Source organism: Rhodococcus sp. KRD162, assembly GCF_017168335.1.
Taxonomy (GTDB): domain Bacteria; phylum Actinomycetota; class Actinomycetes; order Mycobacteriales; family Mycobacteriaceae; genus Rhodococcoides.
This window is the reverse complement of sequence record NZ_JABFAU010000015.1, coordinates 84,294-96,101: the sequence shown is the minus strand read 5'-3', so window position 1 is coordinate 96,101 and position 11,808 is coordinate 84,294. Positions and strand designations below refer to the sequence as shown.

Genomic DNA, 11,808 nt, shown 5'->3' with positions numbered 1-11,808 from the left:
TGCTGCGGTGTATCGGCGGGTGATCGTCGCCGCGGCACCCGGATCAGGCACGCGGCCGGGTCGACGGTTGGGCGGTCGAACCTTCACCGAACCTCCACATTTCCCGACGGACTCCTGCACGTGCGCCCTCTAGGGTCAGTTCTCATGAGCCGCACAGTTCTCGTCGTGGACGACGAGCCCACGATCTCGGAGGCCGTTGCCGCTCGGCTGCGCGGCGAAGGGTACGAGGTCGTCACTGCCGCCGACGGCCCGTCGGCAGTCGAGGAGTGCGCCCGGATCGATCCCGACGTGGTGGTGCTCGACCTGATGCTGCCCGGGTTCGACGGGCTCGAAGTCTGCCGCCGGATCCAGGCGTCCCGTCCGGTCCCGGTGTTGATGTTGACGGCGAAGTCGGAGGAGACCGACATGCTCGTCGGGCTCGGTATCGGCGCGGACGACTATCTGGGCAAACCGTTCAGCATGCGGGAGTTGGTCGCTCGCGTACACGCCCTGATTCGCCGCGCCGAGCGGTCGGTGTCCGCCGAACCCAGCGCGGTGCGAGTCGGTAACGTGCAGATCGACCATCGTGCGCGGCGGGTATCGAACCACTCCGGCGACATTCACTTGACCAGAACAGAATTCGACATCCTTTCCTATCTCGCGGCACGGCCCCGGACCGCCGTCTCGCGGGAGACTCTGCTCTCGCAACTGTGGGGCTGGGACGATTCGGCGAGCAGCAGAACCGTCGACTCGCATGTGAAAGCGCTGCGCCGCAAGCTCGGTGGCGACCTGATCCGTACCGTGCACGGCGTCGGATATGCCCTGGAGTCGCCGCGATGACCCCGATGTTGCCACGCCCGTTGGATCCGCTTCGGTCGTTCAAGCTCAAGGTTTCGCTCATCGTCGGCATCGTGCTGGTGTTGGCCAGTGTCGTCTTCTGGATCGGGGCCGGTTGGCAATTTCGCTACACGCTGCTCGCGGCGCTCGTGGTGTCCTTGGCTGCAACGCAATTCGTCGCTCATGGGATGACGTCGCCGTTGCGCGAGATGACCTCGGCGGCGACGGCGATGGCGCGAGGCGACTATTCGACGCGAGTTGCGGCCACCTCGCGGGACGAAGTGGGCAAGCTCGCCGTCGCATTCAACACCATGGCCGGCGATCTGGAAGCAGCCGAGAAGTATCGCCGTGAACTGATCGGCAACGTCGCGCACGAGTTGAAGACGCCGATCGCTGCCCTGCGTGCCGTACTCGAGAACATGGTCGACGGGGTGACCGAGGCCGATCCCGAGAGGCTGTCGGTGGCGCTGCGTCAGACCGAGAGGCTCGGTGATCTGGTCAGTGAGTTGCTCGATCTCTCGCGGGTGGAGGGCGGGGTACTCACCATCGCCCCCGAGGAATTCCCCGTGCGGCAGTTCCTCGAGGACGCCACCGACGCCCATCGGGACCGAGTGTCGATTCTCGTCTCGCCCGAAGAGGCAACAGTGGTGGCCGACCGCTCTCGCATGACCCAGGTGATCACCAATCTCGTGGACAACGCGATTCGTCATTCCCAGCCGTCGACCGCGGTGACACTACGAGCCCACCGAACGGACGAGGCCTTCGTGTTCGACGTGCTCGACGAGGGACCGGGCATTGCGCCTGCCGATCGCCGTGCGGTCTTCGATCGATTCACCCGTGGCGGATCCACCGACGGCGGAACAGGTCTCGGGCTCTCCATCGCTCGCTGGGCCACCGAACTGCACGGCGGAACCATCGAAGTGCTCGACAGCGAAGTCGGCTGCCACATCAGAGTGGCCATTCCCGAGCACTGACCTCCACGATCGATCAGAACCGCGACTGCACGTCCCCGGACCACAGTCGCCGACCTTCCATGCCCGAAACACAGAAAAGGGAAGCGCCATGACCACGATCGACACTCCGATTCATTCGAGAACGAAGCACGGTCACTCCTTGTGGGGGCCTCGCACCTGGCCGGTGCTGCGGTATGGGCGGGCTCCCCGAACGGTGCTCCTCGGGTCCGCTGCTGCCGGACTGGTCGGTTCGGTGACGTTGGTGGACAACACGTTCGGTGTGTTGCTCACCGCCCTGGCTTTCGTGGTCGTCGTACTCGCAGCGCGCAGCGGCAGGCTGTCGCGTTGGGAGTGGGCAGGCGTGGCTGCAGTGCTGGCCCTGGCGAGCGTGTCGGCACTGCGCGCGGCCGAGTGGATCGTGACGATGTCGACGACGCTCGGGGTTGTGGTCGGAGTCGTGGTGCTCTCCCGGGCCTGGACGTGGACGGGAATTGCACTCGGCGCTCTCCTGCCGGTGTTGCTGCCGGTGCGGGTCGCTCGGTGGACTCGACGCGGAGCCGGTTCGGTCGATCTGGAGGGGCCTCGGCCGGTGCGCATCGCCATGGTGGCCGCCGTGACTCTGGGGCTCTGCATCGTGTTCGCGGCGTTGTTCGGTGCCGCCGACAAGCGCTTCTCGGATGCGCTGGGCGCAGTGACGCCCGAGCTCGATGCCGCAACGATTCTCGGACGCACCCTCGTCTTCGTGCTCACCACGGGAGCTGCGCTCGCTGCGTGCTACGTCGCGCTGCATCCGCCCAGGTTCGATCGCCTCGCACCGTCGCCGCGTCGATCAGTGCAGTTGTGGGAGTGGATGGTTCCCCTCGGGGCGGTGGTGGCCCTGTTCGCCGTGTTCGTCGGGTTCCAGATTCCGGTGCTCTTCGGCGGCCAAGACCACGTGCAGACCACCGAGGGCCTGACCAACGCTCAGTACGCACGGCAGGGCTTCTGGCAATTGCTCGCGGTCACAGTACTGACGCTGCTCGTCATAGCGGTCACGCTCGCACAGGCTCGACGCGCGGATCGCCGCGATCGAAGCGCATTGCGGGCGTTGCTCGGAGCGCTGTGCCTGCTGTCGTTGGTGATCGTTGCGTCGGCCCTGCATCGCATGTCGTTGTACGAGGAGCAGTACGGGTACACCACCCTCCGGTTGTTCGTCACGGCTGTCGAGTGGTGGCTGGGATCGGTGTTCGTGCTCCTGCTCGTCGCTGGTGTGCGGATGTCGGGGCGCTGGCTCCCGCGCGCAGTGGGCGTCGGGGCGGTACTGACCGTGCTCGCCTTGGCTGCCCTGAATCCCGATGCGTACATCGCGCGGCACAACGTGGAGCGCTTCGAGGAGACCGGCCGCATCGATGTCTTCTACCTGGGTGGGCTCTCGTCCGACGCCGACGCGGAACTCGAGCGACTGCCCGAGCACGTGCGTCCCTGCGTCGAAGCCCGCGGTCCGGTGTTCGTCGGCGATACCTGGCACCTGTGCACGGACCCTTCGGTATCTGTACCCTGAGCAACGACTCGAACCATCGGGTAGGCGTCGGAACGGGAGGTGCGCGATGAGATACCAGAGCCTTGTCGTCACCTCGCTGCTGCTCGTGTCGCTGTACCTGACGATGCCGGTCGCCACCGCAGACGTGGCACTGATCCTCGTCGCGGCGCTGGCAACGCTGATGCTGCTCGCGCACCGTGTCGACGTCCCGGCACTGATGCGCCTGCTGCCGAATGTCGGCCCCACCGCGGAGGGACGCCACCTTCGAGGGTCGTTCCGACGTCAGCATCGCCCGGACGCTCCGGGCCGCCCACAGCCACGCGCACCCGGTGCGCTGGTGGGGGCGCTGTAGTTCGAAAGTTCCCCCACACCTTCGCAACCCATTGTCTGCGAGGCTGTCCGAGGAACTGAAGATGCTCGATTCTCGAACCTTTCACCTGTCGATTCGACGCTACGCCGGAACACTGTTCGGCGTCCTTGCCGTCCTGCTCGTCGTCGTCACCGCCGTCGACGCACAACCCGCCGCACAGATAGCGATGTTCGGTGCGCTACTCGCGGCGTCCCTGCTGGTCCTCGGTGCGCCGTCCGACCTGGCAGTGATTGCGCTGCTGCCGTCGTGCGCTGCCGGTGCGGATGGTCGGCGACTTCGGGGATCGTTCCGCAGACAACAGCAACCCGATGCGCCAGGTCGCCCCATGCCGAGAGCCCCCGGTCGGTCTTCCGACCGGACCGGTGGCTCCAGATCCCTCTGAGCCACTGCGAGATCCGGTCGAGACGCCATCCGACCGACTTCTCTCACAGTGAGGTGCTCCACCATGCTCGATTTCGTCTACTACCCCGTCTCCGCAGTGCTGTGGTTCTGGCACCGCGTGTTCGGAGCCGCGCTCGGCCCGGACAACGGCTTCGCCTGGGCATTGGCCGTGATATTTCTCGTCTTCACTCTGCGGGTGGTGCTGATCAAACCGTTCGTCGGTCAGATCCGCTCTCAGCTGGTCATGAAGAGGCTGAAACCACACATCGAGGCCGTACAGAAGAAGTACCCCGGAGACCGTGCTCGACAGGCGACCGAGATGCGGAAGTTGCAGCAGGAACACGGTGTCAATCCCTTGATGGGGTGCCTACCTCTGTTGGCGCAGGGCCCGGTTTTCCTCGGTCTGCTGCACGTGCTTCGCTCGTTCAACCGAACCGGCACCGGGTTCGGTCATCTCGGTATGACGGCGCAGGACAATGCGAACACCGCGAACTACGTCTTCAGCGCTGCCGATGTGCAGTCCTTTCTCGGGGCACGGCTCTTCGGTGCGCCGATCTCTGCTGCGGTGAACAGCTCCCGAGAAGTGTTGGAGGCATTCGGCCCGTTCGGAGGAGTGCCGTCGGTGTCGAGTATCGCGCTGGTTGCGATCCCGCTGGTGATCACCGCTGCGGTGGCCACCCATCTCAATTCTCGGGCGTCGATCGCCCGTCAGGATGCAACGGCAGCGGCCAACCCGCAGACGGCGATCATGAACAAGCTGACGCTCTGGGTCTTCCCGGCCGGAGTACTCGTCGGTGGTGCGGTGCTCCCGGTCGCGGCGCTGCTCTACTTCACCAGCAACAACATCTGGACCTACCTACAGCAGCACATCGTCTACCGGCGCATCGATCGTGAACCGACTCCGGTACCGGAGGTGACATCGGTGGTCACCGCGCCGAGACCAGGCGCGAAGCCTCGACGGCGATAGCGGAAGCGACCTCGATCGGGAGGCCGCCCTGGCTCTGTCGGTGGTCTCCGTTACCGTCGTCGGCGTGCCGATCACAATTTCCACCGTCAACGTCAACGGAATTCGCGCAGCTGTTCGCAAAGGCATGCTGCCGTGGCTCGAGGCCACCGATGCCGACGTCATCTGCCTGCAGGAAACCCGCGCCAACGACGGGGAGCTGACCAAGGCGTTGGCCCCGGCGCTCGACGCGGGCTGGCATCTGGCCTCGGCCGAACCGTCTGCGAAAGGACGCAACGGTGTGGCGTTGCTGTCGAAAGAGGCCCCCGCCGCCATACGTACCGGGATCGGCGCTGCGGAATTCGCCGAGGTCGGCCGCTACATCGAAGGCGATTTCGGAGATGTCACCGTGGCGAGCCTCTACCTGCCTTCGGGGGAGGTGGGCACCGAACGCCAGGACGAGAAAGAACGCTTCATGACGGCGTTCGCGAAGTACCTGGCCACGGCGGCCGAGGCTGCCAAGGCCGACGACCGGGACGTGGTGGTCTGCGGCGACTGGAACATCGCCCACACCGAGGCGGATCTGAAGGCATGGAAGACCAACCGCAAGAATTCGGGGTTCCTGCCGGAGGAGCGTGAGTGGGTATCGCAACTGCTCGCCGAGAATTCGCCGTGGACCGATGTGGTGCGCGAGATGCACCCGGGCGTCGAGGGCCCGTACAGCTGGTGGTCCTACCGCGGTAAGGCGTTCGACAACGACGCAGGATGGCGCATCGATTATCAATTGGCCACCCGTGTGCTCGCCGAGCGCGCCAAGGAAGCGATCACCGAGCGGGCCGAGGCCTACGACCAGCGCTGGTCCGATCACGCGCCGGTGACGGTGCGCTACCGCTAGAGCAGAGCCCGCGGAGCGGACCCGGGTGCGATAGGCAAGGCACGCCACCCGCCTCGGTCGGGTCGTGAAAAGATTGCCCTATGTCTTCTCCCGACCCCATCGACACTCCGCAGGGCCCGCGCCGACGGGTGCTCTCCGGCATCCAACCGACGGCCGATTCGTTCCATCTGGGCAACTATCTGGGTGCGGTGCGGAACTGGGTGGAGTTGCAGAACGAGTTCGACGCGTTCTACTTCATCCCGGACCTGCATGCGATCACCGTTCCGCAGGATCCCAAGGAACTACGTCGGCGTACGCGCGTGGCCGCGGCGCAGTTGCTCGCGGTGGGCATCGATCCGGAAAAGTCGACGCTGTTCGTCCAGAGCCAGGTGCCCGAGCATGCTCAGTTGGCGTGGGTTCTCAACTGCATCACCGGGTTCGGTGAAGCCGCACGGATGACGCAGTTCAAGGACAAGTCGGCCAAGCAGGGTCGCGAGCACACCAGCGTCGGGCTGTTCACCTACCCCGTCCTGCAAGCGGCCGACATTCTGCTCTACCGGCCCAATCTGGTGCCGGTGGGCGAGGACCAGCGTCAGCATCTGGAATTGACCCGAGACCTGGCGCAGCGTTTCAACACGCGATTCAAGAAGACGTTCGTCGTCCCTGATGCGCACATCATCAAGGGCACCGCGAAAATCTTCGATCTGCAGGATCCCACTGCGAAGATGAGCAAGTCCGCGTCGAATCCGGCGGGCATCGTCAATATTCTCGACGATCCGAAGGTGTCGGCGAAGAAGATTCGCTCGGCGGTCACCGACAACGAACGCGACATCGTGTTCGATCCGGAGAACAAGGCCGGCGTCAGCAATCTGTTGGTCGTGCAGTCCGCGTTGTCCGGCACGAGTATCGACGACCTCGTCGCCGGGTATGCGGGCAAGGGATACGGCGACCTCAAGTCCGACACTGCCGACGTTCTCACCGAATTCGTCGTCCCGTTGCGTGAACGGATGGACGGGTACATGGCCGACGTAGCCGAACTCGACCGCATCCTGTCCGCGGGAGCGGATCGGGCCAGGGAAGTGGCGAGTCGAACGCTCGCCCAGGTCTACGACCGAGTGGGCTTCCTGCCACCCGGCACATAGCATTTTCGACGTACCGGGTTTCGCTGCGCAGCGATGCGGCAAACCGACGCGATAGGGCCGACGACAGCGAGAAGGTGAGTGCCATGCCCGACTTCAAGGCCATGCTCGACGACCGGCGCGCCCGGTGGCCCTGGCTCGATCACACCGTCGTTGCGGCGCAGCGATATCAAGGCCAGAAGGGCGATTACTACGCCGCCGGAATGACCTATTTCAGTGTGCTGGCGCTGTTTCCGCTACTGATGGTCGCGTTCGCGGTGGCCGGCTTCGTGCTGGTCAACCAGCCGGGGTGGCTGGCAGAGATCCAATCTCAGATCACCGAGAATGTGCCGGGCAGCTTCGGTGAGACGATCAATTCACTGATTCAGACGGCGATCGATTCGCGCGCGAGTGTCGGCATCATCGGTCTGGTCGGCGCGTTGTACGCCGGTCTCGGCTGGGTCGCGAACCTGCGTGCGGCACTGACCGCCATGTGGGAGAGCCACCGCGAACCGGCGGGCTTTCTGGCGACCAAGGCCAAGGATTTCGCGGCGCTGCTCGGACTCGGTGCCGCGCTGGTCCTGTCACTCGCGCTGTCGGCCTTGGCCGGCGCCGGTGTCATGCGCCGCATTCTCGAGTGGGTGGGACTCGATGCCGTCCCCGGAGTGGATCTCGCTCTACGTGTGTTTTCGATCCTTCTCGCCCTGGCGGGCACATGGGCATTGTTCACCTGGGTCATCTCACGGCTGCCGCGCGAGCCGGTGTCGTGGCGCAGCGCAGCCAAGGGGGCACTGCTGGCTGCAATCGGATTCGAGATCTTCAAGCAACTCGGTGCCCTCTATCTGGCATCGGTGACGAGCGGTCCTGCGGGTGCGGTGTTCGGCCCCATCATCGGTCTGCTGGTGTTCGTGTTCACGACCTCGCGGCTGGTGCTGTTCTCCACGTCGTTCGCCGCGACGACGCGTGAGAGTCTCGCTGCAGCCCACGTTCCGGCACCGGAGCCGGCAGTGATTTCCACGCGGGTCGAGGTGAGCGAAGGCCCAGGCGTCGGCGGTGGCCTGGCGCTGGTGGGTGCCGGCGCACTGGCAGCGCTCGGTGTCGCAGGGCTACGTCATCGTCGCCGGTAGAACTCCACGGTGACGACCTGACGCAGCCTCAGCGAGTGCGGGAGAGTCTGCGAGCGCCCCACAGCAAGCCCAGCACCACGATCGTGCCGATGACCCCGATCGCGATACGAACGACTGTGTCGCCCTGCGCTTGCAGATCGGACTGACGACTGCCGGACGCGGACGAGGACGGCACCGATGACGGTGGCTGAGCGAGAGTCGGAGTCGGTCCGCTCGACCGCGTGCTCGTCACCGCGGACGTCGACCGCGGCTCGACGAGATCGCCGACGCTGCTACTCGAATCCATGGCGAACCCGTAGTCCAACAGGCGGGCCGCCTGCTCCCACGGACGGATCGGGAGCACATCGCCCTGCATGATCGTCACCACCAGCCGTCTGCCGTCGCGCTCGGCTCCGGCAACGAATGTCTGGCGGGCATCGTCGGTGTACCCGGTCTTGCCGCCGAGTGCACCCTCGTAGTTGTAGAGCAACAGGTTGTCGTTGGACAGGGTGAATCCGGGCCGGTCCTGATCCTCGGGGATCGCGGGATCCTTCGGGTAACCGGGAAACTGCACGGTCTGCGTCGAAATCAGTTGCGTGAAAGTCGGATTGCGCATGGCCTCGCGGTAGATCAGTGCGAGGTCGTAAGCGGAACAGGCCATCCCTGGTCCGTCGAGACCGGATGGCGTTGCGGTGCGAGTATCGAGCGCGCCCAGCTCCACGGCCTTGGCATTCATCTTCGCGACGGTGGCACCGTCGCCGCCCATTTGTCTCGACAGGGCATGTGCTGCATCGTTTCCCGACGCCATCACCAGCCCCTGCATCAGTTGCAGATTGGTGTAGACCCCGTTCTTACCGATGCCGACGGCGCTGCCCTCGGCGGCGGCGTCCTCGGCCGTGGCGGTGACCTGTGTGTTCAGATTCAGCTCGTCCAGCGCCACGAGCGCCAGCAGTACCTTGATCGTGCTCGCGGGCCGATATCGGCCGTGCGGATCCTTGGCTGCCAGCACCGCGCCGGAGTCCATATCGGCTACGACGAACCCGGTGGCCGAGATATCCGCGGGTAGCGGGGGAGCGCCGTCCGGGACCACCGCTCCGCACTCGGCCAGCCGATCGCCGCCGACGGCCTCGGCAGGAATCGGAAGAGGTTGTGGGACAGTGCTTCCAGGAGCCGGGACCTCGGACAGGTCGATCGCGGGCGGTGGTGACGCCGCGAACGGGCAATTGTCGGTGTAGGGCGTGGTGAACGGCGGGGTGGTCGTCACCGGCGGTTCGAGGGCAGGCTGCGCCGAAGCTGGTGCGGCACCCACGCCGACCACGGCCATCGACACCGCACACACGACGGCGAAGCTTCTGATCCTTGTCATCGCGAATCACCCTATGCGCTGGGCCGCTCCTTGCTGAAACGACTCGCTTCGTCGGCCGACCAACCGGGTCCGTCGAGGCTCGACAGATGCGACGATGAATGCGGCCGAGGGGTGCGCTCGGGCTGAGGAGAAGTGGGCAGGTACGTGCACCGTATATTTCAACTTTCAACGTAGCGACCGGCCCGGCCGTGTCACGATCGTTCGGTCGTTGGAGAGGATTGGCAATGAAGTTTCGACGGTGGCCCGACGCCGATGGGCTCGGCAGAGCCCGCAGCCTGGCGGGTCGCAGGCCGACCGCTGTGTGCGTGCTGGGTGCCGTCGTGGCACTGGCCGTCGCTGCCTGCTCGAGTACCGGGGGTGCCCCGCGTTCGTCCGACGAGGGCACCAACGCGGGGGTCGCCGATACACCGGTCGCGACGGTAGCGATGATCACGCACGAGGTTCCCGGCGACACCTTCTGGGACCTCGTCCGCAAGGGTGCCGAAGCGGCCGCAGCCAAGGACAACATAGAACTGCGTTACTCCGCCGATCCCGAGGCACCGAACCAGGCCAACCTCGTCCAGAGTGCGATCGATTCCAAGGTCGACGGTATCGCTGTCACCCTCGCCAAGCCCGATGCGATGGCCCCTTCCGTCGAGGCCGCCACCGCCGCAGGCATTCCGGTGGTCGCTTTCAACTCCGGTTACGACTCGTGGAAAGGCATGGGAGTTCAGCAGTACTTCGGCCAAGACGAGACCATCGCCGGTCGGGCGGCGGGTGAGCGCCTCACCGAGGACGGTGCGCGGAAAACGCTGTGCATCATCCAGGAGCAGGGCGCGGTGGCTCTCGAAGCTCGCTGCGCAGGCGTCACGCAGGGCTTCACCGGGGGCACCACCGAGATCCTGAACGTCAACAGCAGGGACATGCCGTCCGTGGAGGCGACGATCACCGCCAAACTGCAACAGGACCCGAGCATCGATCACATCATTGCTCTCGCCGCTCCGATCGCCCTGACGGCGGTGCAGTCGACGAACAATGCCGGAAGCGACGCTACCGTCGTCACCTTCGATACCAACGCTGCACTCGTCGATGCGATCGAGTCCGGTGACGTCGCGTGGGCGATCGATCAGCAGCCGTATCTGCAGGGCTATCTGGCCATCGACTCGCTGTGGCTCTATCTCAACAACGGAAACACGATCGGCGGCGGCACCCCGGTTCTGACCGGCCCAGCGTTCATCGACTCGTCCAACATCGACGCCGTCGCCGAGTACGCCCGCAACGGCACCCGGTGAGTGCACCGATTCGGCGCGGAAGGAACCTCATGCCCACATCGGCCGATTCGGCTCTGCCGACACACGCCGTCGCGGTGAACGAGCGGGCCGCAAGGCGCAGGCCGTTGCGGCGCTTGTTGATTCGTCCCGAGGTCGGCTCCCTCTTCGGTGCGATCGTCATCTTCGTCTTCTTCTGCATCGTCGCGCCACCGTTTCGTTCCCCCGAGGCCCTCACCACGGTGCTGTATGCATCCTCGACCATCGGGATCATGGCGATCGGTGTCTCGCTGCTGATGATCGGCGGTGAGTTCGACCTGTCCACCGGTGTGGCGGTGACGTTCTCCTCGTTGATGGCCTCGATGCTGGCCTACAATCTGCATCTGAACGTCTGGGCCGGGTCGGCATTGGCGTTGATCCTGGCGCTGTCGGTGGGTGTGTTCAACGGATATCTGGTGATGCGCACCAGAATTCCGTCGTTCCTGATCACGCTGGCCACGTTCCTGATGCTCACCGGCATCGATCTCGCGGTCACCAAGCTCGTCACCGGCCAGGTTGCCACCCCGTCGATTTCGGACATGGAGGGCTTCGATTCGGCCAAGGCCGTCTTCTCGTCGTCGTTCTCACTGTTCGGAGTTTCCGTCCGCATCACCGTCGTGTGGTGGATCATCCTGACACTGGCCGCGACCTGGGTGTTGATGCGAACCCGAATCGGCAACTGGATCTTCGCAGTCGGCGGCAACCAGGAATCGGCACGCGCGGTCGGTGTCCCGGTCACGAGGGTCAAGATCGGCCTGTTCATGTTCGTCGGCTTCTGTGCCTGGTTCGTCGGCATGCATCTGCTGTTCGCGTTCGACACGGTGCAATCCGGCCAGGGTGTGGGCAACGAGTTCCTCTACATCATCGCTGCCGTGATCGGCGGTTGCCTGCTCACCGGCGGATACGGAACCGCCGTCGGCGCTTTCATCGGGGCGTTCATCTTCGGTATGACCAATCAGGGCATCGTCTACGCCGGGTGGAATCCCGACTGGTTCAAGTTCTTTCTCGGCGCGATGCTGCTCTTCGCGGTGATCGCGAACAGCTCGTTCCGCAACTTCGCGGCGAAAAGGTGAACG

Annotated in this window: 11 protein-coding genes and 1 pseudogene; 11 read left to right on the top strand and 1 reads right to left on the bottom strand. The window is 65.0% G+C overall.

Translation table 11 applies throughout. From position 1 onward, the window contains the following. Positions 1–144 precede the first annotated feature (144 nt). From J1M87_RS21230 to yhjD, 9 genes and pseudogenes are all read left to right on the top strand, one after another. A complete protein-coding gene (locus J1M87_RS21230; protein ID WP_206491739.1) occupies positions 145–819 on the top strand; it encodes a response regulator transcription factor in 675 nt (224 codons plus the stop codon). After that, entirely contained in the window at positions 816–1,790 is a 975-nt protein-coding gene (locus J1M87_RS21225; RefSeq protein ID WP_206491737.1) for a HAMP domain-containing sensor histidine kinase, read from the top strand. The genes J1M87_RS21230 and J1M87_RS21225 overlap by 4 nt, the downstream gene beginning before the upstream one ends. Positions 1,791–1,878: 88 nt before the next feature. Then, positions 1,879–3,309, top strand: a complete 1,431-nt coding sequence (locus tag J1M87_RS21220) for a DUF4153 domain-containing protein (protein WP_206491736.1) — start codon at positions 1,879–1,881, stop codon at positions 3,307–3,309. Between the two features lie 46 nt (positions 3,310–3,355). Further along, the gene (locus tag J1M87_RS21215; protein WP_206491735.1) at positions 3,356–3,640 is read left to right on the top strand and encodes a DUF6412 domain-containing protein; all 285 of its coding nucleotides are present in this window, start codon (positions 3,356–3,358) and stop codon (positions 3,638–3,640) included. Positions 3,641–3,701: 61 nt separating this feature from the next. Next, entirely contained in the window at positions 3,702–4,040 is a 339-nt protein-coding gene (locus tag J1M87_RS21210; protein WP_206491975.1) for a DUF6412 domain-containing protein, read from the top strand. A gap of 63 nt (positions 4,041–4,103) precedes the next feature. Continuing rightward, a pseudogene (gene yidC, locus J1M87_RS21205) lies at positions 4,104–4,994 on the top strand (membrane protein insertase YidC); the annotation flags it as partial. A 76-nt stretch (positions 4,995–5,070) separates the two neighbouring features. Then, entirely contained in the window at positions 5,071–5,877 is an 807-nt protein-coding gene (locus J1M87_RS21200) for an exodeoxyribonuclease III (RefSeq protein WP_206491732.1), read from the top strand. Positions 5,878–5,957: 80 nt separating this feature from the next. Further along, positions 5,958–6,998 carry a tryptophan--tRNA ligase gene (trpS, locus tag J1M87_RS21195; protein WP_206491730.1) on the top strand — a complete coding sequence of 347 codons (1,041 nt, stop codon included), beginning with the start codon at positions 5,958–5,960 and terminating at the stop codon, positions 6,996–6,998. 83 nt (positions 6,999–7,081) lie between these two features. Continuing rightward, positions 7,082–8,101, top strand: coding sequence for an inner membrane protein YhjD (gene yhjD, locus J1M87_RS21190; RefSeq protein WP_206491728.1), 1,020 nt, complete (start codon positions 7,082–7,084; stop codon positions 8,099–8,101). 28 nt (positions 8,102–8,129) lie between these two features. Here the strand turns inward: yhjD and J1M87_RS21185 are convergent, their stop codons facing one another. Beyond that, complete coding sequence (locus tag J1M87_RS21185; RefSeq protein WP_206491725.1) at positions 8,130–9,446, bottom strand: D-alanyl-D-alanine carboxypeptidase family protein; 1,317 nt, start codon at positions 9,444–9,446, stop codon at positions 8,130–8,132. A gap of 224 nt (positions 9,447–9,670) precedes the next feature. Here J1M87_RS21185 and J1M87_RS21180 point away from each other — a divergent pair, with 224 nt between their 5' ends. Both J1M87_RS21180 and J1M87_RS21175 read left to right on the top strand, forming a co-directional pair. After that, complete coding sequence (locus tag J1M87_RS21180; protein WP_241257302.1) at positions 9,671–10,717, top strand: sugar ABC transporter substrate-binding protein; 1,047 nt, start codon at positions 9,671–9,673, stop codon at positions 10,715–10,717. Between the two features lie 29 nt (positions 10,718–10,746). Next, positions 10,747–11,805, top strand: coding sequence for an ABC transporter permease (locus J1M87_RS21175; protein ID WP_206491723.1), 1,059 nt, complete (start codon positions 10,747–10,749; stop codon positions 11,803–11,805). Positions 11,806–11,808: the final 3 nt, after the last annotated feature.

Bases quoted from the DNA above. Each gene is read 5' to 3' on its own strand.
- J1M87_RS21225 (WP_206491737.1), top strand. From the start codon at position 816: ATGACCCCGATGTTGCCACGCCCGTTGGATCCGCTTCGGTCGTTCAAG.
- trpS (WP_206491730.1), top strand. From the start codon at position 5,958: ATGTCTTCTCCCGACCCCATCGACACTCCGCAGGGCCCGCGCCGACGG.
- J1M87_RS21180 (WP_241257302.1), top strand. From the start codon at position 9,671: ATGAAGTTTCGACGGTGGCCCGACGCCGATGGGCTCGGCAGAGCCCGC.
- J1M87_RS21230 (WP_206491739.1), top strand. From the start codon at position 145: ATGAGCCGCACAGTTCTCGTCGTGGACGACGAGCCCACGATCTCGGAG.
- J1M87_RS21220 (WP_206491736.1), top strand. From the start codon at position 1,879: ATGACCACGATCGACACTCCGATTCATTCGAGAACGAAGCACGGTCAC.
- J1M87_RS21210 (WP_206491975.1), top strand. From the start codon at position 3,702: ATGCTCGATTCTCGAACCTTTCACCTGTCGATTCGACGCTACGCCGGA.
- J1M87_RS21215 (WP_206491735.1), top strand. From the start codon at position 3,356: ATGAGATACCAGAGCCTTGTCGTCACCTCGCTGCTGCTCGTGTCGCTG.
- yhjD (WP_206491728.1), top strand. From the start codon at position 7,082: ATGCCCGACTTCAAGGCCATGCTCGACGACCGGCGCGCCCGGTGGCCC.
- J1M87_RS21175 (WP_206491723.1), top strand. From the start codon at position 10,747: ATGCCCACATCGGCCGATTCGGCTCTGCCGACACACGCCGTCGCGGTG.
- J1M87_RS21185 (WP_206491725.1), bottom strand. From the start codon at position 9,446: ATGACAAGGATCAGAAGCTTCGCCGTCGTGTGTGCGGTGTCGATGGCC.